Below are 22,626 nucleotides of genomic sequence, written 5' to 3' on the forward strand. Positions count from 1 at the left end.
AAACCTCCGCACTCCGGAGGAATCTTCACTTCTCTAACGTATTACGAATTTGTTCCATTCGCATTTTTCCCCAATCATACATCATTTCAACGATCGGTAAAAGCGACATGCCTAATTCCGTCATATAATACTCTACTCGCGGAGGAATTTCTGGGTATACTGTTCGGTCAACAATCCCATCTTCCATTAACTCTTTTAATTGGTTCGACAAAACTTTATGAGAAATGCTTGGGAATAATCGTTGTAATTCACTAAAACGATGAGGCCCTTCCACACCAAGATGCCACAGTATCACAACTTTCCACTTCCCGCTAATAATAGAAAGCGTCAATTCCTTTTCACAATTAAAATTGCCATTTTGTATTTTTTCGTGAATATCTTTTCGAATATTTTCGGACATTAATAGTCTCCTAACTCTATATCAATCATTCATAAATATAGCCACCTCACTATTGTAAATGAGAGAAGCTACGTTGTCTAAAAAGTAATTATACATAAAAAAGAAGCCGTATAAACGACTTCTTTTTTTATCTCAATCCGCATGAAATAACAATCAATTATTAGTTGTCATCCATTTTCAGTACAGCCATGAATGCTTCTTGCGGTACTTCTACAGAACCAACAGACTTCATACGTTTTTTACCTTCTTTTTGCTTATCAAGAAGTTTACGTTTACGAGAAATGTCACCACCGTAACATTTCGCAAGTACGTTTTTACGCATTGCCTTAATTGTAGAACGTGCTACAACCTTGTTTCCGATAGTCGCCTGAATTGGTACTTCGAACTGTTGTCTTGGAATTAATTCTTTTAATTTCTCTACGATTACTTTACCACGATCATACGCTGAATCACGGTGTACGATAAATGATAGAGCATCGACTTGTTCGTTATTTAAAAGAATATCCATTTTCACAAGTTTCGATGGTTTGTAACCAATTAACTCGTAGTCAAACGATGCATATCCTTTCGTATTTGATTTCAACTGATCGAAGAAGTCATATACGATTTCTGATAACGGGATTTCGTATGTTAGTGTAACACGTGTTTCATCTAAATATTGCATATCAATAAACGTTCCACGTTTACCTTGGCAAATTTCCATTACAGCTCCAACATAGTCATTCGGAACCATAATTGAAGCCTTCACAAACGGCTCTTCTACACGATCAATAGACTGTGGATCTGGCATATTAGATGGATTATCAACAATAACATCTTCACCGTTCGTTAAATAAACTTTATAAATAACGCTTGGTGCTGTTGTAATTAAATCGATTTTAAATTCACGTTCAATACGTTCTTGAATGATTTCCATGTGAAGAAGTCCTAAGAAACCACAACGGAAACCAAATCCTAGCGCTTGAGATGTTTCTGGTTCAAACTCAAGAGCAGAATCGTTTAACTCTAATTTTTCTAACGCATCACGTAAGTCGTTGTAACGTGCAGAATCGATTGGATATAAACCACAGAATACCATCGGGTTTAATTTACGATAACCTGCTAACGCCTCTGCAGCCGGACGTTTTGCATGTGTGATCGTATCACCTACGCGTGTATCACCTACGTTTTTAATAGATGCTGCTAAGAAACCTACATCACCTACTGTTAACTCGTCACGTTGCGTTGTTTTCGGTGTAAACACACCTACTTCTGTTACTTCAAATTCTTTTCCAGTTGCCATCATACGTACTTTATCGCCAACTTTTACCGTTCCATTTACAACACGGATATATGCAATTACACCGCGGTACGGGTCATATAAAGAATCGAAAATCATACATTGTAAAGGCTCTTCTGAATCCCCTGTTGGAGCTGGTACCTTTTCAACGATTTGTTCTAAAATATCTTCAATACCAATACCAGCTTTCGCTGAAGCAAGTACAGCTTCCGATGCATCTAAACCAATTACATCTTCTACCTCTTGACGTACACGTTCTGGGTCCGCACTTGGTAAGTCAATCTTATTAATAACTGGTAATATTTCTAAGTTATTATCAAGCGCTAAATATACGTTCGCTAATGTTTGCGCCTCAATCCCTTGTGCTGCATCCACAACAAGAATCGCACCTTCACAAGCCGCTAAACTACGAGATACTTCGTACGTAAAGTCGACGTGTCCTGGAGTATCGATTAAGTGAAGAATATACTCTTCACCGTCTTTCGCTTTATACGTTAGTTGTACTGCATTTAATTTAATTGTAATACCGCGCTCACGCTCTAAATCCATAGAGTCAAGCAATTGAGCTTTCATTTCACGTTGTGTTAACGCGTTTGTTTTCTCTAAAATACGGTCTGCTAACGTTGATTTTCCGTGGTCAATATGAGCAATGATAGAGAAATTACGGATTTTGGACTGTCTTTTTGCTCTTTCTTCTTTGTTCATCTATGTTCTCAACTCCTAATAGTCTCGCCAATATACACTAGCACTGATTATATCAATAGAGCAGCAAAGATTCAATGAAAACTCGTGCTGCTTACAATACAAATCATTCTATTTATATCTTATGCGAACAAACCATAAGAGACAAACCTTTTTCAAATTTAAAAACGGCTGTCGTACAAAATGGTAAGACAACCGTTCTTCCTGCTACCCTTAACTAAAAATCTCTCTCACTTTCCCAACAACTATATCCGTTCCGAACTTTGTTACTTCATAAGTAGCACTTGCTATTGCCATACCAATTCCTTCTACAACATTAAAGCTTTTCAAGCTTTCTAATTGTTTTTGTTTTTCAGCAACGGAAAACGAACTTCCCAAAATTTCTGATTCAGCACCCGCACCCTCTGTTCCTGTCATATGAGCGATTTGTTCATACGACATTTGCTGATAACCTTTCATACTTTTCAAACCATGATTAGCAAGTGCCACCCCTGCTATTATCATAAGTAAACATAAGGCCGCACTACATATACATAAAAGCGAAAAACGGCTTAAACGATTATCGTCTCTTCCCATCAATGTGTATATGCTCCTGTATTATCTTGGTCAATTTGATGATGCAAGGCTGCATTTAAACCACTCGCTATTACATTCGCCATATCCTCTATGAAAGCATCCACTTCTTTCGGAGTCACCATTAAATTATGACCAAGAGGAGATAACACTTCATAAATTAATTTTCTCTTCTCTTCATCTTCCAGTGTACCTACAGCACCTAAAAACATATTCCGACTCTTTTCATCCGGCATATCTTCTTCTGTTAATTTTTTCTTTTCTCCAAATGTAAAACCGGCTGGCAACAAAGAACGGGAAGGTTTGTTTCCTTCTTTCATCTCCCGTCCAAAATGTTTCAAAATAAAATCAATTGTATCGCTTGTAATCGAAACTGCATCAACCACAGTCGGAACACCAATCGCGATAACAGGAATACCCAATGTTTCTTTACTAAGTTCCTTACGCTTATTCCCAACACCCGATCCAGGATGAATTCCCGTATCAGAAATTTGTATCGTACTATTTACTCGTTCAATAGAGCGGGCAGCTAATGCATCAATTGCAATGACAAAGTCTGGCTTCGTCTTCTCAATGATTCCATAAATGACATCGCTCGTTTCGATTCCTGTAATTCCCATTACCCCCGGCCGAATTGCACTAACAGGCCTAAACCCTTCTTCTACACTTTCAGGCTGCAATTGAAACAAATGTCTCGTTACCAATACATTTTCTACAACGATTGGTCCAAGCGCATCTGGCGTTACATTCCAATTCCCAAGGCCAACAATTAAACAACTCGCTTCTTTCGTAACGCCAACCTCTTCTAAGAAATAAGAAAATTCTTTTGCAAAAATGCGCTCTACTTTTTGTTGCAGTTCCGTATCTTGTTGACGTATACCTTGTACTTCAAGCGTTAAATAACTCCCAGGTTTTTTACCCATCGATTCAGAGGCAATTTCATCAATCGTTACTTTTGTAATGGTAATACCTTCTTCTTCCCTCTCTTTGACAATAACTCCTTGTATCCCTTTTTGCTCTTCTTGACTCTCTTGCAGCATTTCATGTGCCTCTACAGCAAGGTCCGTTCTAACACTATATTTACTTAAATCTAATGGTTCTTTCATCGTATCTCCTCCGTAATTCATAGTAAATATCGTTAGATTTCCCAAAGTTATATAAGGTCATTCTTTCCTTTACGTGAAATTTCATTGATATACTATTGCAATTCTCTTCACCGTTTGATAGAATATCACTTGTTCTATGTTAAGAATCGAGTCATTCGATTGCACCAGGGAGGTGAAAAGTATGGCAAACATCAAATCTGCTATCAAACGCGCTAAACTTAGCGAAGAGCGTCGTTCACATAACGCTTCTATCAAGTCTGACATGCGTTCTGCTGTTAAAACTGTAGAAGCTTTAGTTACTAATAACGATCTTGAAAATGCTAAAGAAGCTTTCAAAACTGCTTCTAAAAAACTTGACAAAGCAGCTCGTAAAGGTCTTATCCACCAAAACGCTGCAGCTCGTCAAAAATCTCGCTTAGCGAAACAAGTAAACGCGTAAGGCGTTTAAAAAACGATCCATTTGGATCGTTTTTTTATATACAAAAAGTTCACGTGCTAAGCACGTGAACTTTTTGTTTCATCACATATGATTTAACCGCATTAAGAAAAACTCAAGCACAAGTTTCTTATCCATTTTTCCAGTCTTCATACTATAATCAGCTTCCGCTAATTCTATAATCACTTTTTTTAATTCTTCAAAAGAGAAAAACTTCGTTTGATTCATCGCTAACTTTACACGATATGGATGCACACCAATATGAGACGCAATTTGATTTTGTCCATAACCACGCTGCTGTAACTCTTTCACTTGATAGAGCAAGCGGAATTGACTTACTAATAACGCAAGCAGTTTAATTGGTTCCTCTTGCTGCGTAAATAATCCATCCAAAATTTGCATCGCACCCGCGATATCTTTTTTTACCACTTTTTCTGTCAAAGCAAACACATTTTGTTCAACCGATTTTGGCACAAGCTCCCCAACAAGTTTCGGTGTAATCTCTCCGCCCATACCGACGTATAACGTTAACTTGTCCATTTCCTTCGCCAACATCGTTACATTACTTCCCACAAGCTCTAACAACAAACTAACAGCTGCATTATCTATATGCACATGCACTTCATCTGCACGAGCAACAATCCACTTCTGAACATCCTGCACTTGCATCGCATTCGCTTCTACTACGTCCGCTGTTTTCTTTAATAGTTTTGTAATTTTTTTTCGTTCATCAAGTTTTTCGTAAGGCGCAACAAAAACAAGAATAGAAAATGGAGAAGGCTCTCCAATATATTCTTCTAAAATTTTTATATTTTGCTCTAATTTTTCTTTTTGTGAAGTTAAAAATAGTGGTGATTTTATTAATATCACTTTACGTTCCCCGAAAAAAGGAAGTGTACGTGCATCCTCAACCACATCTTCTAAATACGCTTCTTCTAAATCATATGTCACAACATTAAACTCGCGATCTTCCTCTTCAAGCGCTTCTGTTGTAATAAGCTTTATCGTTTCATTTATAAAAAACGCTTCCGTTCCATACAGTAAATACACTGGAGCAAACTGCTTCTTTTTAATCTTTTTATGTATATCACTCATACTTTTTCCTACTCCCTAACTTGGCAATATATATTTATACTACTGCCCTAGCTTTCGTTTTACAAGTACAAAGGAACAGGCTTTATGACCCGTTCCTTTATTTATATTAAACGCCACGCAATAAGCCCCGGGTTTCTTATTGGTGTGCGGTAATCACCTTCCCTTTATTATTCACAATAAAAATTCGAGTATAAGTGCCAACTGTTAACATGCTTGGAAACAAAACACTCACGTTCCTTAACGATCTAAAGTAGTAAAAACGCTCGATTTCTCTTCATATGGAAATTGTAGATTTTTTTCTGACAATATTTTATACTAAAGTGGAATGTTGGGGAGGGATTCTAAATGAATGATTTTGAACAGAACGTTCAAAGTAAACGCAATGACGCTATTGATTCAGGGGTAGGATTTATCGTCTCATTTGGTTTTTTCGCAACACTTTTCATCATTGCAACTGTTATTAAATTTATCGGTTCTTAAAGACTGCTGCTTACTGGCAGTCTTCTTTTTTATCTATTATGTGTTTCATCATATGTGATTTTGCTACGAAAGGTTCCGTGTTCCACTTTAAAAACATAGGAAATAGCGCCTTGCTTATCCGTACGCCATATTTCAATCCCCATCTTCTCCAAACGCTCTATCACTTCCTTATGAGGATGCCCATACCTATTACGCTCACCGACAGAAATAATTGCTACATCAGGCTGTACAGCGCTCAAAAAAGGCACTATAGATGACGTATTACTCCCATGATGAGCAACCTTTAAAACATCCGCCCGTAAATCTAGATACGTAGCTATTAAAAATTTCTCTCCTTCTTCTTCTAAATCACCTGTAAACAGCCACGTTGCCCCTCCTAATTTTGCCCATATTACAATTGAAGCATTATTTTCACTTCTTGCTTTTCCTGTTGGAGCTAACACAAAAAATTCCGCTTCATTTACGCTCCAACTCGCTCCTTCCCCCACTTCACTTATTTTCACTTCCTTTTCTAATGCCTGTTTCTTTAATACTTTTTCTAATACCGCATCTTGTTCTTTTCGGCCAAATACAACTTCTTTTACGGTTATATTTGATAATAACTCTTGCGCAGCACCTATATGATCCGCATCTCCATGCGTTACGATTAATTTATCAATTGTTTTAATCCCTTCCTTTTGTAAATAAGGGATTAAAATATCATTTCCAACAGAAAATTCATGCTTTTTCCGTTGCCATTCTTCCTTATTTGCACGCATTGTGCCACCAGTATCAATGAGGTAAATCTCTTTATCGTACGGGAGGCGAATTAAAATTGCGTCTCCCTGTCCAACATCAAGAAATGTAACACTCCCACTTTCTCGAAAATACGGATATACATAATGACATGTACAAACGAAAAAAAATATACCCGAAGCTACGAACATAATTTTCTTCGACACCCGCCTTTCCCAAACCATCAATATACTAACAATACTCGCGTAATATAGAGCTACAAGAAGTATAGGTGTTTGCCCGAAAACAAGGCGGATAAACGGTAAATTTTCACAATAACTTAGAAAATCATTAGAAAGATTCAAACCTATTGATAGTACATTCGCAAGTCCTTTTGCAAGAAACGGGACGATCGGTATACATACCAAAACGATAATACTACACGGCAATACAATAAGAGATAAAAACGGAACGTATAGGATATTAAGAAAAATACTATATGGAGAAAAATAACCGAAGTGATATAACAAAATCGGAGTACTAACGAGTTGTGAGATAAAAGAAATATAAATGGAATTTCGGATTACTCCATTGCTACTATCTAGTAAAAGCGGGGCTGACAAAAGCAAGGCGAAACTACCAACGAACGAAAACTGAAAGCCAATATTAAAAACAAGATACGGATCAAATATAAGCATACATATAGCTGTAACGCTTAAAGCATCTAAGCTAGATAAACGAATAGAACATATGAAAGCAATCAACATCAAAACTCCTGTTATAGAAGCTCTTATAACAGACGGTGATGCTCCTGCTAAAATCATATATAGAGGAATGCAAAAGATAAGACATACTGTCGCTATCTCCCTCGTCACACCACTTCTTAGCAAAATAAAATACACAATTACCATTAACAATACGATATGCGATCCTGAAATCGCCAACAAATGTACAAGACCAAATTGCTGATATTGCTCTTCAACTTCAAATGTCATTTGTTGTCTATCACCAAATACTAATGCATTCATAAAAGCACCTGATTGCTCCGGAAACATTTCTGTAACGCCCGAGATTGCTTGCTGTCTCAAAAGAAGAATCCATTGCACGAGTGACAACGATGTTTTTTGGCATTCAGAAATATGTATAGCCTCCAATATGAAATGAATATTTTGCCTATACAAATAATCACGATAATTAAAACCATGAAAGTTCCGAGCTATTGGTGGTTCTTTCCTCTCACCTTCGAATACACATGATACTCCTGCATGTAATTGTCGCAGTTGTTTCTTTTCCAAGGCCGATTTAATTTTGTAACTTAACTGCACTATATTTTTATTCTGATCTTCAACTTGAAATGTTAGGCGATCCCCGTTAATAAGAGGTGTATTTTGTATTAGCCCCCTTGTAACTTCGTAAGACTCTCCTAGAGGCTTGTTTTGCCCTTGAATATACGTAGTGTACATAGCGCCACTAAAACACGCTAACATACAAAAAAAGAAGGTTTTACGCGAAGTACGGTATAAACAATAGAAAACATACAAAACGAGACAACAAGTCAGCAATAAAACTGAAGTGGAAAAGGCAATTGCAATCCCTATGATAAATGAGATTGCAACATAACCCCATTGTCCATACAACTATACTCACTCCTTATAGCATCATTTTTGCTTTCGTGAATACATGCTGTAATTCTTCCATTGATAAGTTTTCTTTTTCTAAAGATGCAAATAGTTCTTTTAACTCCATATGACGCTTTTGATCCTCTAATGCTGCAATATTATATTCTAGCGGAACGTGTTTCACTGTTACATCCGCTTTTTCAAATAACTCTACGGCATATGGATGATTTTTATAATCCTGCGCATAATAAACTGCTGTAATACCACTTTGAATAATCGCCTTACAGCATTGTAAACAAGGGAAATGCGTAACATAAATTTCCGCTTCCTCCGTTTTCACACCGAATTTTGCACACTGTAATAAAGCATTCATTTCTGCGTGAATTGTACGAACACAATGATTATCAATAACGTAACATCCATCATCTATACAATGTACGCCACCTTTAATTGAACCATTATATCCACCAGCAATAATTCGTTTATCACGAACGATTGTCGCTCCTACTGCAAGCCTTGTACATGTACTACGTAAAGATAGCAGATGGCTTTGCGTCATAAAATATTGATCCCATGAAATTCGTTCCATATTTTTCACCTACTTTTTTGTCTACTTGTAGTGTAGCGAATGAAGAAAAACTTCGTCAATCTTTTACGGAATAATAATTTGATCTTTTATTCTTTCCAATGACTTCACACCGATCCCATCAATCTCCAACAAATCTTCTATTTTCTGAAAAGGACCATGTTCTTCTCGATATTTCAAAATACTTTCTGCTTTCCGAGAACCAATGCCTGTAATTTTTTCAAGTTGTTCTTTAGAAGCTGCATTTATTTGAACTTTCCCCTCCCCCTTTGCAATAGCAGCTACCTCTTGCACTTGTTCGTTTTCATTCGGTACATAAAGGATCATTTGGTCTTGTACCATTTGTGCTAAATTTACCTTCTTCCTATCTGCCTCAGGTAAAAAACCACCTGCCTTTTCAATAGCATCCTTGACCCGGTCCCCTTCTTTCATTTCATACACCCCCTCTTTAACAACAGCCCCTTTCATATCAATTACAATTATTTTTTTCTGCTGCTTTGTATCCGATATTTTCGGTTTACTTTTCTTCTCTAGCTCTTTCGCTTGAACATCCGTTGCAATGACCGTTCGCTCTGTATGCTGGTTCGTTTTCCAAAAAAGAAGAAAAAGTACAGTTCCAATAATAGCTACTAATCCTAACCATTTCTTTGGAAAATCCCACATCATTTTACACCTCTAATCATAAATTTATAACATCATTCATATTGTTTAGGAGAAAGCTGTTACGAAGGAGGGATGAAACATTGAACATAGGAATTATAGGGACAGGGAACATGGGGAATATACTAATCGACGCATTTTTAGAAACCCGTGCTGTCAAACCTTCGTGCCTTACAATGATTAATCGAACGCCCGCCAAAGCATATCATATAAAGGAAAAACACCCTTCTGTTCATATCGCCAAAACTATCGATGAGGTAATCGAACGATCACATCTTATTTTTATTTGCGTAAAGCCGATAGATATATACCCGATCCTACAAAAATACGCTGAACATTTTTCTGATGAAAAGTGCTTAGTTTCTATCACAAGTCCAATATCTCCGTCACAATTAGAGACGCTTGTACCTTGCCACATTGCACGTATCATTCCGAGCATTACAAACCGCGCCCTGTCTGGCGCATCACTATTTACATTTGGAAGTAAATGCTCTGAAGAGTGGCAACAAAAGCTATTTCGCCTATTCAAAAACATTTCTACTCCTCTTATGATAGAAGAAGATATAACGCGCGTTTCATCTGATATAGCAAGCTGCGGCCCTGCATTCTTTAGTTATTTATTACAATGTTTCATTAACGCTGCTGTAGATAAAACAAATATTACACATGAAGAAGCCACTACTTTAGTAAGTGAAATGGTCGTTGGAATGGGGAAACTACTTGAAAAAGAGATTTTCACATTGCCTACTTTACAAGAAAAAGTATGTGTTAAAGGCGGCGTTACAGGAGAAGGCATTCGTGTTTTAGAAGAACATGTTGGGGATATGTTTCATAAATTAATTGAGCGGACACACGAGAAATTTGATGAAGATTTAAAATGCGTCGATCAGCAATTCAATAAACACACATAATAAATACGTCATCGTCATTCCAAATCCTTTTTATAAATACTTACTTTTTTACATTACATTTTCACCTAAACTAGTATTTTCACACTTCACGTATATCATCTTCTTATTATGCTAGAACTAAAATTACAACTTCTTTACAAAACAAAAGCAACCTTCTCGGTTGCTTTTGTTTTATCCGTTTTTCTTCGCCATGAAGAAAATACGCTCTGTTTGTTCTGTAACTTCAAGTCGCTCAAAATCACCAGTGACGCGAAGCACGGTAAAACCAGCTTCTTCAAGCCATGTCGTTAACTCTTCGACCTGATATGCACGTTGCACGTGACATTCGTCAAAACGATGGTACACATCTTCTTCTGGGTCTTGAACAAAGAATGTTAAATCATGTTCTACACTATTTGATCCTTCACCAGGGAAGCAATTCCAAATAAGAGATATTTCTTCTCCATTCACTGTGTATGTTTCATTTTGAAATACATGATGTATTTTATATAAAGAATGTACATCAAATAAAAACAAACCATCTTGACGTAAATGGTGAAACACTCTTCGAAATGTTTCTTGCACTCCATCTTCTTGCAATACATAGTTTAATGAATCACAAAAGATCGTTACACAGTCAAACTCACCTGGAACATCAAGCTCTCGCATGTCTTGTTGGTAAAAAGGAATAAAGTATCCTTCTCCGCCTAGTTTTTGCTGAGCGACCGTTAACATCTCTTCTGAAAGATCGACACCGATTAAATCGTAACCCTTTTGTACAAGCGGAAGTGTTACATTACCAGTACCGCATGCTACATCAAGAATCTTCGCCTCTTTCATATCCGCTTGCTGTAAACTTTCCTCTGTGAATTCCACCCATTTATCATAAGGAACATCATTCATTAGTTCGTCGTACAACAATGCAAATTGTTCGTATTTCATTGGTCTAGCTCGTCTGTAATATCCTCACGTGGCACATCGCCCCAAAGACGCTCTAAATTATAGTGATTACGCTCATCTTTATGGAATACATGAGCAACTACATCTCCAAGGTCAACTAGTACCCAGCGTGCTTCGTCAAAACCTTCCATACGTTGTACGTCGATTTCAAACTCATGTGCTTTTGATTTAATTTCACGCGCAATTGCTTGCACTTGCTTATCTGAGTTACCGTGACAAATAATGAAATAATCTGCAATTGGTGAAATACCTTGCATATTTAGGACAACCATATCTTCTGCTCTCTTATCATCAGCCGCTTTTGCTGCTAATACTAATAAATCTTTATCTTTCATTTACTAATTTCCTCCTTGATAACTGCATTGTATGTTTGGAATGTTAATGGATAAATCGTTTGATTTTTTTCCATTAAAAATTGAATTGTTCGCTTTAACGCAAATAATAAAGCTTGATTTATATCCTTATATGCGAGTTTACGAGCTTCCTCCACCCCTGGAAACTTTCGCCCAGGCTCAATGTAATCAGCTACATAAATTACTTTATCTAACATCGTCATTTTCTCATGACCACTTGTATGATATGTAATAGCTTGCAGGATTTCAGGATCCGTAATGCCTACTTCTTTTTCTACTAAGTATGCCCCAACAGGTGCATGCCATAACTCTTTGTTATAACAAAGTAAATCTTTCGGCAAATCTTCACTTTTAATAATCTCTTCCATCTCAGAAATCGCTCTACACTTCGCATAATCATGGAATATAGCTGCAACTTCAGCCTTTTTTTCATCCACACCGTATAACTTAGCAAGTTCAATTGCTGTCTCCATTACACCTATTGTGTGTATATAACGTTTTTCATGCATTTGTTGTTTGACAATATGAAGTGCTTTCTCACGATTCATACAACCCATTCCTCTCGATATACACCTGTACTTTTTCGGGAAGTAAATATTTACATGTTCTCTTCTCTTTATATCTCTCACGCAATAAAGATGAAGAAACTGCAAACTCCGGAATTTCCACAGTGGTGATAGGATAAGGCGTACGCAATGTATAACCAGGTCTTGCAACCCCAACAAACGTCACAAGATCGAGTAACGCTTCAATGTTATACCACTTCGGTAAATACTCAACCATATCTCCACCAATAATAAAGTGAAACTGCACATCCGGATACTTCTTCGTCAATTGTAACATAGTGTCATACGTATAAGATGGGCCCTTTCTGCTTAGCTCTTCTAAACAAATAGAAAAATGTTCCTCCGCCTCAGTCGCAAGCTCTAACATTTGTAAGCGATTTTCTACACTTGTAATATTCCGTCCTTGTTTATGTGGTGGAATTTGGTTCGGTAAGAACCATACTTCTTCTAAATTCAAAGCGTGATATACTTCATTTGCAATTAGCAAATGCCCATAATGTGGCGGATCAAATGTACCGCCAATGATGCCAATTTTTCTCAAAAGAAACGCCCCTTCCTTTTACCTACAGTAACTCTCTTCATTCCTATCCGAAGAGAGTTCACTGTTAATAAAAGTTCAATTGGTTTCGCTCTCTACATCATTACGCACTAACGATAAAAAATAGCATATGCTATTCTTTTGATCGCGGAAGTTTAATTTGTTTATTTTCTCTAGATTCTTTGTATAAAACGATTGTACTTCCAATTACTTGAACGATTTCAGCACGTGCGCCTTTTGCAAGTTCTTCTGCAACTTCACGACGATCGAATTCACAGTTTTGTAGCACACTTACTTTAAATAGTTCACGAACTTCTAAAGTATCTGCGATTTGTTTAATCATATTTTCATTTACTCCGCCTTTTCCTACTTGAAAAATTGGTGTTAAATGATGTGCTTGTGCACGTAAAAATCTTTTTTGTTTTCCTGTTAACATATATGTTAGCCTCCAAGCTTTCTTATAACTAATTGTTTCATTCTATCGATATTCGGTACACGCCCTGTCCACATTTCAAATGCAAGTGCACCTTGATAGACAAACATATCAATACCATTTTGAATCATTGCACCTTGCTCTTTTGCCTCACATAAAATTTTCGTTTCAAATGGATTATAAATTATATCTGATACAATCGTCCCTTTTTTTAACGAAGAAATTTGTAATGGCGTATATTCGACGCGTGGATGCATACCTATCGTTGTCGTCTGAATGATAATATCATAATTTCCTTGTTCTTCTGTTGCTTTTTCTAGCGATAAAGCAACAGAATTAACAGTAGCCGTACATGCAGCAATAAGTTCTTTCGCCTTATCTGCTGTACGATTAGCTACATCAATCTCTTTCACACCTACATCAGCAAGAGAAAAATAAATAGCTCGACTAGCACCACCTGCGCCAAGCAATAAAATACGTTTCTCCTGAAGTGGTTCACTACTAATTGACTGCAGCGCTCGGACAAAACCAATTCCATCTGTATTGTAGCCAATCAATTTTCCATCCTTATGAACCACTGTATTTACTGCACCAATTTGTTTTGCTAGCGGGTCAATCTCATCCAAATAATCCATAATAGCAACTTTGTGCGGCGTTGTTACATTAAATCCTGAAATACCTAATGCTTTTAAACCTCTTACTGCTTCCCCTAGCACTTCCTCTTTAACAAGAAATGCATGATAATGGGCATCCATATTCAAGTGTTCAAATGCATCGTTATGCATAACTGGCGATAATGAATGTCCAATTGGATTTCCGATTACACCATATAATTGTTTCATAAATCCCTCTCCATATTAAATTAAAGATTTACGTAGCGAAACACTTACTCCTTTTGGTACGTGTGCAACAATTTTTGCTCCCGATTCGTTTACCGTAACCCATCCTAATCCAGAGAATACAACATCCGTTTTTGGTTCACGAATATTAAATTCGTATTTCACTAACTCTGGCATATTTTCTAATTCTTCTGGTGTTGGCGGGCTTAGTAAATCCCCAGCATGATTTTTATACAATTCATCTGCTTTCTCAAGCTTTGTACGATGGATTGTTAAACGATTCGAGAAGTGACAAGTAAATGCACGACGACCACCACTTACATAATCAAAACGTGCCAATCCACTGAAGAATAGTGTTTGTTCTTCATTTAATTGGAACACCATTGGCTTAATTTCTTTTGTTGGTGTAATAAGCTTTAAGCTTTCTTTTCCAACATAATGAGCCATTTGATGGTGGTTAATAATACCTGGCGTATCATATAAAGAAGATTCTTCGTCTAACGGAATATCAATTAAATCAAGTGTTGTTCCTGGGAAATGAGATGTTGTAATTACATTTTCAGTCTCATCACTAAATTCTTTAATCATACGATTAATAAATGTTGATTTTCCTACATTCGTACATCCAACAACGTAAACATCTTTTCCGCCGCGGTAATACTCAATAGCATCTGCCAACTCAGCAATCCCTTGTCCCTTTGCTGCACTAATTAAAAAGACATCTTCTGGCTTTAATCCTAGCTGCTTTGCACTATAGCGCATCCAATGCTTTACTTTATCATGTTTTACTGACTTAGGAATTAAATCAGCTTTATTTCCAACAAGTAATACTTTATTATTTCCCACGAAACGATGTAGGCCAGGTAACCAGCTACCATTAAAATCAAAAATATCTACAATTTTAACTACTAGCGCATCCGATTTTCCAATTCCATTTAGAATACGTAGGAAGTCATCATCTGTTAATGATACATCTTGAATTTCGTTATAATGTTTTAAGCGAAAACAGCGTTGACAAATTACTTGTTCTTTCTCTAAAGATGAGGTAGGAGCATATCCCACTTCGTTTTTATCTTCTGTTTGAATTTCTACACCGCAACCAATACATTTAATTGTTTCAGTCAAACTTTATTCCTCCCAGTTAATTAAACCTTTTTTCTTCATATTTCTCATAATTCTTCGTTCAATTTTTCGATTAAAGCGCGTTACTAATCCGTCCGTTTGTGCTACCGGTACAACTAAAATTGTATGAAGTCCCACTCGGTTTCCACCTAAAACATCCGTTAGTAACTGATCTCCAATTACTACAACTTCATCTGGTTGCAGGTGCATCTCTTGTATCGCACGCTTAAACGCGCGAACAAATGGTTTACGCGCACTATGAATAAATGGAATACCTAATGGATCAGCAAAGTCTTTCACACGTTGCTCATTATTATTTGAAACGACCGTTACTTGAATACCTTGCTCTTTCATTTTCAAAAACCATTCTTCAAGTTGTGGCGTTGCATTTGGACGATCCCATTCAATTAACGTGTTATCTAAATCAGTAATGACACCTTTAATTCCACGTTTTTTCAAATCTTCTGGTTGAACATGATATACATTTTTCACATATTCATTTGGTAAAAATAGCTTCAATTTCTTTCACCTCTTTGAGGAGTTTTCATAAAAATTTTTCGACAACATATTTCGATATATGACCTGTGGATAAAATTGTACACATTTTCCACATTAATTTTTCAGCTAATTTGGAATTTACTAACAATCTATACACATTTTATCCACCTAGGTATGTGGATAACCACTCGTTTGTGACTGTCATATTTTTTTGGTACATTAAATGCAACAACGAATCAATCCTTAAATTATTAGGAGGTGACTCACCTTGAAAACAAAATATATGGAACAGTTGTCTACTGAGTTACTCACTGAGTCTTATTATAAAGCAAAAGAACTAAAATTAAATCCCGACTTCATTTTACTTATAAAACAAGAAATGATTAGACGCTCATTAGAGGACAAGCTTGTCAAATCGTCTTGATTACATATAAAGTGAAATTTTAATGAGCTAACTTGTAAAAAGAGCCATCCTGCGATGGCTCTCGAATAAACAAGTACTCCCATCTAGGGAATTTCATCATTAAGCATCTTTGTCCATAACTCTTGCTTACAGTTATAAAATGTTTTCTTTACTTATGAGCCGAACGAGTAGCAATTTTTTTACCAAGACGAAGCTCTTGTCCACTCTTCAATTCCTGCACTACTTCTATCATATCTTTTTCAAACAATAACACAACTGTTGAGCCAAATGTAAAGTATGCCATTTCTTCACCTTTTTGAACAGTGTCTCTTTCATGCAACAGCTCAATACTATTAACAAACATAGCCCCTACTTTTACAAGTGCCATATGTTCACCGTCACTATTTACTTCTGTAACAGAGCGATAATTTTTTGACAATGGCTCTTTCCCATATTCCATACCAGCTGCATTTACCGGATATGACTTTCTACCAAGTACAAACCTTTCAGTCACAGAACCAGAAAGCGGACTATGAATACGATGATAATGACTTGGGCTTAAATAAATAACCATGTATGTACCACCTGCATATCGCTTTGCACGTTCTTCATTACCTAGCATATCCACGATTGAATAACGCTTACCTTTAATATCAAATGTTTTTGTGTCCTCAATAGGACCGTGATCAGCAAAAACACCATCAACAGGACTAACGATACTCGATGCATCTGTATCAACACTACGCTTTCCTTCTTTTAGCTTACGCGTAAATAATTCATGCAATGTTCTATATTCCTTCAAACCCTTTTCCATCTCATCTTGGTTAATTTGAAAAACTTTCGCATACGATGGAATAATGATAGAGCTCAAACGAGATTGTGCAAATTTACGTAATATATAAGAAGTAAAACGACCATTTGTAAGTTCGATCATAAGTCGATATAATGTACGTCGCAAATTGCGAAACCTCCTAATCAGTCTATAACTTTAGCTTCCCCTTCTTTTCCTTCTATATCATATGTAAAATTGGTTCTTATTCCCACATATCATATAGAACTGTTTCATTATACATGCGGAAAACTAAGTATGGTATTATTCTTAAATTGTTTAGCACCCTCTAATATTACAGATAGAATCCGTCATTTTCAACAGTGAACATAGATTTCTTCTGAACACAACTCTTTTTCTTTCCTTATTTACAAAAAGAAAAGCAGCCCATTTTAAAATATGGCTGCTTGCAATGTACATTATTCTTTCGCTTTTTTCTCTTTCTCAGCTCTTACAAATTCATGGAACATTTTCATTAAAGCGCGCTTTTCAATTCTTGATACGTAGCTTCTGGAAATACCAAGTGCCTTCGCAATCTCTCGTTGCGTTTTCTCCTTATCAAGCCCCAGTCCAAAACGCTTCACGATTACTTCTTTCTCTCGTTCGTCTAAAATATCGATATACTCTTTAATCTTTTCTAACTCCATACTAAGCTGAATCATATCAATTACATCTTCAGACTCTGATTTTAATATATCGATAAGCGATATTTCATTCCCCTCTTTATCTTGCCCGATTGGATCATGAAGTGAAACGTCTTTTTTCGTTTTTTTCAGTACACGTAAATGCATTAAAATTTCATTTTCAATACATCGTGCTGCATACGTCGCAAGTTTTGTGCCTTTTCCTGCCGAATAGCTCTCGATCGCTTTAATGAGCCCAATTGTACCAATTGAAATTAAATCTTCTGCATCTTCCCCTGTGTTTTCAAATTTTTTAACGATATGAGCTACAAGCCGTAAATTATGTTCAATTAACAGATTTCTCGCTTGAGCATCACCTTGCTCCATTAACTCTAAGTACTTTCTCTCATCGTCTGATGATAACGGCTGCGGAAACGCATTATTCTTCACATAAGAAACAAAGACAAACACTTCTCGAACCATATATCCAATTGCGGCGAATAGACTCAAACCTTTCACCTCCGCCAAAATAGTGGTCTTTACTATGTGTATGTGGGCGTGAGGTTATTTGTGTCTGTACGATATAAATATGGAATCCTTAGCTTTTTGTCGAACGAAATAAGTCTTTCATACCTTGAATATTTTTTCCAATGTATTACAATATGTAAGATTCCAAAATTTTGAAAGAGGTGTTTTCATGCGATACGCTACATCACAAATTAGAAACCTTGTAATACTCACATCATCATTTTTCTTACTTTCAGCTTGTGGACAACAAACGTCTCCTACAAAAACTGAGGCTACTAAACAAGATACTGCCGTATCAAAAGACAGTACAAAAACGGAAGATAGCAAAAAAACGGAAGATAGCAAAAAAACTGAAGACAGTGCAAAAGCTGAGAACAACACAACAACTAAAAACAACGCAAAAGCTGAGAACAGCACAACAACTAAAAACAATGCAAAAACTGAAAACAACGCAAAAGCTGAGAACAACACAAAAGCTGAGAACAACACAAAAGCTGAGAACAACACAAAAGCTGAGAACAACACAAAAACTAAAAAAAAGCAAAAACTGAAAACAACACAAAAGCTGAGAACAACACAAAAGCTGAGAACAACACAAAAGCTGAGAACAACACAATAACTAAAAACAACGCAAAAGCTGAGAACAGCACAACAACTAAAAACAATGCAAAAACTGAGAACAACACAACAACTGAAAATAATACGAAACCTGAAGCAGAATCTAAAAACACACAAAAAGAGCAACAACCAGCTAAGCAACCAAATAAACAAACTAATACTAATACATTCACAAGTGAAGATGCTATAAAAGTTCTAGAAAAAAGAATGGGAGCTCGCTCAAATGAAATTCGTTACAGCTCCAGTGAAGACAAACTAATTGGCACAATAAATGGTATTAAGCTATACGACGTATTATACGGACGCGAATCTCCTGAAAACTCTCGTGCGCTAAATTTTGCAGTGGGATCTGATGGAAACCTATATGATTGGTCAAAAGCTCAAGATGGTATTCTTCAGCCACTTAACGGCAATTAATAAATGATTCTAAGAACATAGTAAAAGCCAATCGATACGTATCGATTGGCTTTTACTAATACTCACTCCAAATTTTCTCCCCGGTATGCGCATCAATATAACGAATTTCTCGACTACAGCCAGAGGGTTCTTTATGATTTTCATCTGTTGTTTGTTTATACAATAATTTATATACTGTTTCTTCTGCATCATTATCTATGTCCCATTCTAAATTAACTCGGATGGCCTCTTTGTATATTTGTAATGCTTTTTCTTTTGTTACTTTTGGTGTTGTTTCATATGTAAGCAATTCTTTTATAAAGTTGCTAGACTCTCCAGAGTAGTGCATCACAGCACCATTTTCTGTATTGATGTTGAGCATGATATACTTTCCCGCTACACAAAAGCCATTTACATATATCGAAAAGGAAAATCTCTCTATCCCCTCTTCCGATTCATAATCATCCCAAAGCTGAACATACTTTGTTACATTTGGAATAATTACCTCTAAAAATTGAAGTGCTTTTTCTAAACATTGCTCTCTTGATAATATTGATTTCCTGTCCTTCTCGTCCGTCCACATTAAACAGGAGATCAATTGATTTGTTTTTTTATCTACAGTAATTACAACGAATTTATCATACTGCAACATAGGAAAATTCTTTTTATAGAACTCATTCATTGAATATGGATCCTTCACTTCTATTTCTTTTTGCACTGCTTCTTTCAATACAAATTTCATTCGGACTTCATACTCATCTTCTTTTTCATCTACTTTTATAAACTTTTCTACGTCCCAATCTAATAAATCGAAAACATCTTTTTTCTGCCTACTTTTTACCGTTTTTTCAACAGGTACTGTAGGAGCTAATTTATAGTGTTCTGGTTCAAATAAATCTTCTCCCGTACTGGCATCAATAAACGCATGGCTAGGTTCTGGTTCATATACAAGATGGTACCCGGTTCCTTCTTCTCCACTTTCATATTTACATGAAGAGAATGTCAAATCTACAAATACAAGTCTCATATCTTGTCTAGCTTTTAAATTCTCTAAAACGATGTTCTTCTCAACAATTTCATTTGGCCATAGTGGTTTTTCTTGTATAGCTTTTTGTCCATTATAATAAAAGTGGACAACTTCCCCTGAGGAATGAACGTGCACAATACAGCCTGTATTCGGCAATGGATGACCATTCACTTCTTGCATATAAATTACTTCTTTCCGACCACGCCTGTCGTCCTTAACCGTTACATATGTATAAAATTCATATCCTTCTTTTGTATATTTTTTTAAGAATGCATTTGCAATCTCTCTTGCTTTATTCTCTCCTATCGCTTCCTTACCACTCGAAAAATATTTTTTATCATCTATACTAAATTCGATTACATTACCAGTATGTCTATTCAGCGTAATTTGTATCGTTCTCTCCTCATCCTCTTTATGTTCCCACCATAATAGATGATATGGGTCATCCACACCTTCTTGATCATCTACGACAAGCCTATAATCATCTGGAATATCAATCATATGAGCCACTTGCTCTTTTCTTTCTTTATCTTTTTGATTCATCATACCTCTCCTTAATTACAATTTAAGGTAATTATAACAAATAAAACTAAATGACTATAAACAAAAAAGACTAGAGATATCTCTAGTCTTCTACTTCGTCTCACGATGTAGCGTTACTCGCTTTAATCGTGGACAATATTTTTTTAGTTCGATGCGCTCTGGATTGTTTCGTTTATTTTTTTTAGAAATATAATTACGATCACCGCACTCTGTACAAGCCAATGTAATATTTACACGCATATGTAATTCTCCTTTCTTTCAAAGATTGCAAACTAAAACGTAATGATTACGATTTATATGTTATATAAGTTTATTCTATTTGTCAATTACAAAAAAAAGACAAAAATCTGAAACAATTAGTTCATACGAAATTCACACGAATCTATTACTATAAGAATTGTACATAGTGAATTTATTAACAATCACGTTTATTCATATAGAATCTTACTCGAAAGGAGTTGAAAGTATGAAAACTAAATATCGTTTTATGATCTCCTCATTTGCTGCTTGCGCTTATATGCTTTGGTATTTAGTATAATAACAACCTCACTTGTAAATAGGAAAAGGTGTGTATATAAATGGAATATAATCAATCAACAGTTAACTACTGGAAAGCTTTTGTACTACCGTATACATTTGCTTTAGAAGAGTTAAAAACTAAATTTGAAATTATGAACCGGGAAGCTCAATTTTTAGAGGATTACAACCCGTTTGAACATATAAAAACAAGATTAAAACAACCTGAAAGTATTATTAAAAAGCTTGAACGTAAAAATTTATTACCGACAGTTGAGAATGCGCAAACACATTTACAAGATATCATCGGCATTCGTATTACATGTTGCTTCGTAGAAGATATTTATCATTTAAAAGAAGTCATTCAAAAGCGTGAGGATATGGAAATCATAGAAGTAAAAGATTATATCGCTAATCCAAAGGGAAACGGATATAAAAGTTTACACATGATCATTAAGTATCCTTTATCACTGAATTCTGGTACAAAAGATGTATTTGCAGAAATCCAGTTACGCACACTTGCTATGGACTTTTGGGCAAGTTTAGAACATAAACTTTATTATAAATATGAGGGGAAAATACCTGAGTATTTAAAAGATGAACTACATGATGCAGCAATGAAAGCTGAAGATCTTGATAATAAAATGGCAACAATTCGCCAAGATATTGATGATATCGAAGCATGTTCGAATCAAATTCTGTTACCACTATAAAAAAAGGTTCTCTCCAATGAGAACCTTTTTTATTTCGCTATTTACGGGCAGTAAGGCTCTCCGATTAAAGGTTCACGTTATTTTTTCCCTATCGTGCGAACTTCTTCAATTTTCCAGCCATCCTCTTCTTTTCCAAGTGCATACTGTACTTTCTTCTGAAGAGTGACCTCTCCCTCTATTTCCTTTTCCTTTGTTTCAACTACAACATACCCTGCTTTACTAGCGTTCATGTCTATATGTTCCAATTCAATTTTCTTATTTCCCTTTTGAAAAGCGGCTTCTTTTTGTGTTTTTAAATCTTCAGCACTAGGCATCTTCTTTGAAAATAACTCCATATGTTCAGCAAGATTTTTTTCATTTGTCGTCCGTACAAATTTCTCCATAACATCTTGAATCGATTTCTCTTCTTCTTTCGTTATTTGTACCTTCTCCTCAATTTTTTTAGTAGTAGATTTTTGTTCTATATGATTCTCCTTGGATTGACATCCAACTAGCAATACTACACCTATTAGAAGGGATCCTATCCCTCTGAAAAAAGCCCTCATCTTTCCCATCTCCTAAAAAGAAAAGTGAGGCATTTC

28 protein-coding genes are annotated in these 22,626 nt (G+C 35.9%); 7 read left to right on the forward strand and 21 right to left on the reverse strand.

The window, feature by feature from the left end; all coding sequences use genetic code 11:
- Positions 1–25 precede the first annotated feature (25 nt).
- The 4 genes from DN389_RS17035 to gpr form a co-directional block, all read right to left on the reverse strand.
- Complete coding sequence (locus DN389_RS17035; RefSeq protein WP_001293536.1) at positions 26–400, reverse strand: winged helix-turn-helix transcriptional regulator; 375 nt, start codon at positions 398–400, stop codon at positions 26–28.
- A 160-nt stretch (positions 401–560) separates the two neighbouring features.
- On the reverse strand, positions 561–2,384 hold the full coding sequence (lepA, locus tag DN389_RS17040) for an elongation factor 4 (RefSeq protein ID WP_001030960.1): 1,824 nt from the start codon (positions 2,382–2,384) through the stop codon (positions 561–563).
- A 210-nt stretch (positions 2,385–2,594) separates the two neighbouring features.
- Positions 2,595–2,960 carry a YqxA family protein gene (locus DN389_RS17045; RefSeq protein WP_002107663.1) on the reverse strand — a complete coding sequence of 122 codons (366 nt, stop codon included), beginning with the start codon at positions 2,958–2,960 and terminating at the stop codon, positions 2,595–2,597.
- Positions 2,957–4,060 (reverse strand): GPR endopeptidase, encoded by a 1,104-nt coding sequence (gpr, locus tag DN389_RS17050; protein WP_000662625.1) that lies wholly within the window; start codon positions 4,058–4,060, stop codon positions 2,957–2,959. Before gpr ends, DN389_RS17045 begins: the two co-directional genes overlap by 4 nt.
- A gap of 181 nt (positions 4,061–4,241) precedes the next feature.
- Here gpr and rpsT point away from each other — a divergent pair, with 181 nt between their 5' ends.
- The gene (rpsT, locus tag DN389_RS17055) at positions 4,242–4,499 is read left to right on the forward strand and encodes a 30S ribosomal protein S20 (RefSeq protein ID WP_001274014.1); all 258 of its coding nucleotides are present in this window, start codon (positions 4,242–4,244) and stop codon (positions 4,497–4,499) included.
- Positions 4,500–4,580: 81 nt separating this feature from the next.
- Here rpsT and holA read toward each other — a convergent pair whose 3' ends face one another.
- Entirely contained in the window at positions 4,581–5,591 is a 1,011-nt protein-coding gene (gene holA, locus DN389_RS17060; RefSeq protein ID WP_001279932.1) for a DNA polymerase III subunit delta, read from the reverse strand.
- Positions 5,592–5,936: 345 nt separating this feature from the next.
- Between holA and DN389_RS17065 the strand changes: the two genes are divergently transcribed.
- Positions 5,937–6,071, forward strand: coding sequence for a YqzM family protein (locus tag DN389_RS17065; protein ID WP_000997609.1), 135 nt, complete (start codon positions 5,937–5,939; stop codon positions 6,069–6,071).
- 29 nt (positions 6,072–6,100) lie between these two features.
- Here DN389_RS17065 and DN389_RS17070 read toward each other — a convergent pair whose 3' ends face one another.
- From DN389_RS17070 to DN389_RS17080, 3 genes are all read right to left on the reverse strand, one after another.
- Positions 6,101–8,422, reverse strand: a complete 2,322-nt coding sequence (locus DN389_RS17070) for a DNA internalization-related competence protein ComEC/Rec2 (RefSeq protein ID WP_098189895.1) — start codon at positions 8,420–8,422, stop codon at positions 6,101–6,103.
- A gap of 13 nt (positions 8,423–8,435) precedes the next feature.
- Complete coding sequence (locus tag DN389_RS17075) at positions 8,436–8,993, reverse strand: ComE operon protein 2 (protein ID WP_000439780.1); 558 nt, start codon at positions 8,991–8,993, stop codon at positions 8,436–8,438.
- Between the two features lie 63 nt (positions 8,994–9,056).
- A complete protein-coding gene (locus DN389_RS17080) occupies positions 9,057–9,656 on the reverse strand; it encodes a helix-hairpin-helix domain-containing protein (protein WP_000989940.1) in 600 nt (199 codons plus the stop codon).
- A gap of 77 nt (positions 9,657–9,733) precedes the next feature.
- Between DN389_RS17080 and comER the strand changes: the two genes are divergently transcribed.
- On the forward strand, positions 9,734–10,561 hold the full coding sequence (gene comER / locus DN389_RS17085) for a late competence protein ComER (protein WP_001020561.1): 828 nt from the start codon (positions 9,734–9,736) through the stop codon (positions 10,559–10,561).
- Positions 10,562–10,732: 171 nt separating this feature from the next.
- Here the strand turns inward: comER and DN389_RS17090 are convergent, their stop codons facing one another.
- The 8 genes from DN389_RS17090 to DN389_RS17125 all read right to left on the reverse strand — a co-directional run bounded on the left by DN389_RS17090 (position 10,733) and on the right by DN389_RS17125 (position 15,870).
- Positions 10,733–11,482, reverse strand: coding sequence for a class I SAM-dependent methyltransferase (locus DN389_RS17090; RefSeq protein WP_098189894.1), 750 nt, complete (start codon positions 11,480–11,482; stop codon positions 10,733–10,735).
- Positions 11,479–11,835: a ribosome silencing factor gene (gene rsfS, locus DN389_RS17095; RefSeq protein WP_000653202.1), complete on the reverse strand. Its 357-nt coding sequence runs from the start codon at positions 11,833–11,835 to the stop codon at positions 11,479–11,481. The genes DN389_RS17090 and rsfS overlap by 4 nt, the downstream gene beginning before the upstream one ends.
- Positions 11,832–12,401, reverse strand: a complete 570-nt coding sequence (gene yqeK, locus DN389_RS17100; RefSeq protein ID WP_001078361.1) for a bis(5'-nucleosyl)-tetraphosphatase (symmetrical) YqeK — start codon at positions 12,399–12,401, stop codon at positions 11,832–11,834. Before yqeK ends, rsfS begins: the two co-directional genes overlap by 4 nt.
- The gene (gene nadD, locus DN389_RS17105; RefSeq protein WP_001226041.1) at positions 12,391–12,960 is read right to left on the reverse strand and encodes a nicotinate-nucleotide adenylyltransferase; all 570 of its coding nucleotides are present in this window, start codon (positions 12,958–12,960) and stop codon (positions 12,391–12,393) included. The genes yqeK and nadD overlap by 11 nt, the downstream gene beginning before the upstream one ends.
- A gap of 130 nt (positions 12,961–13,090) precedes the next feature.
- A complete protein-coding gene (gene yhbY, locus DN389_RS17110; protein ID WP_000955225.1) occupies positions 13,091–13,393 on the reverse strand; it encodes a ribosome assembly RNA-binding protein YhbY in 303 nt (100 codons plus the stop codon).
- 5 nt (positions 13,394–13,398) lie between these two features.
- Positions 13,399–14,232, reverse strand: coding sequence for a shikimate dehydrogenase (gene aroE / locus DN389_RS17115; RefSeq protein ID WP_000812092.1), 834 nt, complete (start codon positions 14,230–14,232; stop codon positions 13,399–13,401).
- A 15-nt stretch (positions 14,233–14,247) separates the two neighbouring features.
- Positions 14,248–15,354: a ribosome biogenesis GTPase YqeH gene (yqeH, locus tag DN389_RS17120; RefSeq protein ID WP_000140797.1), complete on the reverse strand. Its 1,107-nt coding sequence runs from the start codon at positions 15,352–15,354 to the stop codon at positions 14,248–14,250.
- 3 nt (positions 15,355–15,357) lie between these two features.
- Positions 15,358–15,870 (reverse strand): YqeG family HAD IIIA-type phosphatase, encoded by a 513-nt coding sequence (locus DN389_RS17125; RefSeq protein WP_000765308.1) that lies wholly within the window; start codon positions 15,868–15,870, stop codon positions 15,358–15,360.
- 247 nt (positions 15,871–16,117) lie between these two features.
- Here DN389_RS17125 and sda point away from each other — a divergent pair, with 247 nt between their 5' ends.
- Positions 16,118–16,273 carry a sporulation histidine kinase inhibitor Sda gene (gene sda / locus DN389_RS17130; RefSeq protein WP_000853283.1) on the forward strand — a complete coding sequence of 52 codons (156 nt, stop codon included), beginning with the start codon at positions 16,118–16,120 and terminating at the stop codon, positions 16,271–16,273.
- Between the two features lie 148 nt (positions 16,274–16,421).
- Here sda and DN389_RS17135 read toward each other — a convergent pair whose 3' ends face one another.
- Positions 16,422–17,210, reverse strand: a complete 789-nt coding sequence (locus tag DN389_RS17135) for a phosphatidylserine decarboxylase (RefSeq protein WP_088123419.1) — start codon at positions 17,208–17,210, stop codon at positions 16,422–16,424.
- Between the two features lie 290 nt (positions 17,211–17,500).
- Positions 17,501–18,214 carry an RNA polymerase sporulation sigma factor SigK gene (gene sigK / locus DN389_RS17140; RefSeq protein ID WP_000051382.1) on the reverse strand — a complete coding sequence of 238 codons (714 nt, stop codon included), beginning with the start codon at positions 18,212–18,214 and terminating at the stop codon, positions 17,501–17,503.
- 187 nt (positions 18,215–18,401) lie between these two features.
- On the opposite strand from sigK, the gene DN389_RS29335 reads away from it, so the two are divergent.
- Together DN389_RS29335 and DN389_RS29340 are read left to right on the forward strand one after the other, a co-directional pair.
- On the forward strand, positions 18,402–18,851 hold the full coding sequence (locus DN389_RS29335) for a hypothetical protein (protein WP_255450692.1): 450 nt from the start codon (positions 18,402–18,404) through the stop codon (positions 18,849–18,851).
- A 206-nt stretch (positions 18,852–19,057) separates the two neighbouring features.
- Positions 19,058–19,267 carry a hypothetical protein gene (locus DN389_RS29340; protein WP_255450693.1) on the forward strand — a complete coding sequence of 70 codons (210 nt, stop codon included), beginning with the start codon at positions 19,058–19,060 and terminating at the stop codon, positions 19,265–19,267.
- Between the two features lie 55 nt (positions 19,268–19,322).
- Here the strand turns inward: DN389_RS29340 and DN389_RS17150 are convergent, their stop codons facing one another.
- Positions 19,323–20,819, reverse strand: a complete 1,497-nt coding sequence (locus DN389_RS17150) for a YcdB/YcdC domain-containing protein (protein ID WP_149237389.1) — start codon at positions 20,817–20,819, stop codon at positions 19,323–19,325.
- A gap of 87 nt (positions 20,820–20,906) precedes the next feature.
- On the reverse strand, positions 20,907–21,056 hold the full coding sequence (gene rpmG / locus DN389_RS17155) for a 50S ribosomal protein L33 (RefSeq protein WP_001265617.1): 150 nt from the start codon (positions 21,054–21,056) through the stop codon (positions 20,907–20,909).
- Between the two features lie 338 nt (positions 21,057–21,394).
- On the opposite strand from rpmG, the gene DN389_RS17160 reads away from it, so the two are divergent.
- Entirely contained in the window at positions 21,395–22,045 is a 651-nt protein-coding gene (locus DN389_RS17160) for a GTP pyrophosphokinase (RefSeq protein WP_000456212.1), read from the forward strand.
- A 77-nt stretch (positions 22,046–22,122) separates the two neighbouring features.
- Here the strand turns inward: DN389_RS17160 and DN389_RS17165 are convergent, their stop codons facing one another.
- The gene (locus tag DN389_RS17165) at positions 22,123–22,590 is read right to left on the reverse strand and encodes a hypothetical protein (RefSeq protein WP_001201021.1); all 468 of its coding nucleotides are present in this window, start codon (positions 22,588–22,590) and stop codon (positions 22,123–22,125) included.
- Positions 22,591–22,626: the final 36 nt, after the last annotated feature.

This window comes from Bacillus sp. AY3-1 (genome assembly GCF_008368785.1).
GTDB lineage: Bacteria > Bacillota > Bacilli > Bacillales > Bacillaceae_G > Bacillus_A > Bacillus_A wiedmannii.

Bases quoted from the DNA above. Each gene is read 5' to 3' on its own strand.
- yqeK (WP_001078361.1), bottom strand. From the start codon at position 12,401: ATGAATCGTGAGAAAGCACTTCATATTGTCAAACAACAAATGCATGAA.
- DN389_RS17075 (WP_000439780.1), bottom strand. From the start codon at position 8,993: ATGGAACGAATTTCATGGGATCAATATTTTATGACGCAAAGCCATCTG.
- DN389_RS17090 (WP_098189894.1), bottom strand. From the start codon at position 11,482: ATGAAATACGAACAATTTGCATTGTTGTACGACGAACTAATGAATGAT.
- yhbY (WP_000955225.1), bottom strand. From the start codon at position 13,393: ATGTTAACAGGAAAACAAAAAAGATTTTTACGTGCACAAGCACATCAT.
- aroE (WP_000812092.1), bottom strand. From the start codon at position 14,232: ATGAAACAATTATATGGTGTAATCGGAAATCCAATTGGACATTCATTA.
- rsfS (WP_000653202.1), bottom strand. From the start codon at position 11,835: ATGAAAGATAAAGATTTATTAGTATTAGCAGCAAAAGCGGCTGATGAT.
- holA (WP_001279932.1), bottom strand. From the start codon at position 5,591: ATGAGTGATATACATAAAAAGATTAAAAAGAAGCAGTTTGCTCCAGTG.
- rpmG (WP_001265617.1), bottom strand. From the start codon at position 21,056: ATGCGTGTAAATATTACATTGGCTTGTACAGAGTGCGGTGATCGTAAT.
- DN389_RS17165 (WP_001201021.1), bottom strand. From the start codon at position 22,590: ATGAGGGCTTTTTTCAGAGGGATAGGATCCCTTCTAATAGGTGTAGTA.
- DN389_RS29335 (WP_255450692.1), top strand. From the start codon at position 18,402: ATGCGATACGCTACATCACAAATTAGAAACCTTGTAATACTCACATCA.
- DN389_RS17160 (WP_000456212.1), top strand. From the start codon at position 21,395: ATGGAATATAATCAATCAACAGTTAACTACTGGAAAGCTTTTGTACTA.
- DN389_RS17080 (WP_000989940.1), bottom strand. From the start codon at position 9,656: ATGATGTGGGATTTTCCAAAGAAATGGTTAGGATTAGTAGCTATTATT.
- DN389_RS17065 (WP_000997609.1), top strand. From the start codon at position 5,937: ATGAATGATTTTGAACAGAACGTTCAAAGTAAACGCAATGACGCTATT.
- DN389_RS17035 (WP_001293536.1), bottom strand. From the start codon at position 400: ATGTCCGAAAATATTCGAAAAGATATTCACGAAAAAATACAAAATGGC.
- rpsT (WP_001274014.1), top strand. From the start codon at position 4,242: ATGGCAAACATCAAATCTGCTATCAAACGCGCTAAACTTAGCGAAGAG.
- lepA (WP_001030960.1), bottom strand. From the start codon at position 2,384: ATGAACAAAGAAGAAAGAGCAAAAAGACAGTCCAAAATCCGTAATTTC.
- gpr (WP_000662625.1), bottom strand. From the start codon at position 4,060: ATGAAAGAACCATTAGATTTAAGTAAATATAGTGTTAGAACGGACCTT.
- DN389_RS29340 (WP_255450693.1), top strand. From the start codon at position 19,058: ATGGGAGCTCGCTCAAATGAAATTCGTTACAGCTCCAGTGAAGACAAA.
- DN389_RS17150 (WP_149237389.1), bottom strand. From the start codon at position 20,819: ATGATGAATCAAAAAGATAAAGAAAGAAAAGAGCAAGTGGCTCATATG.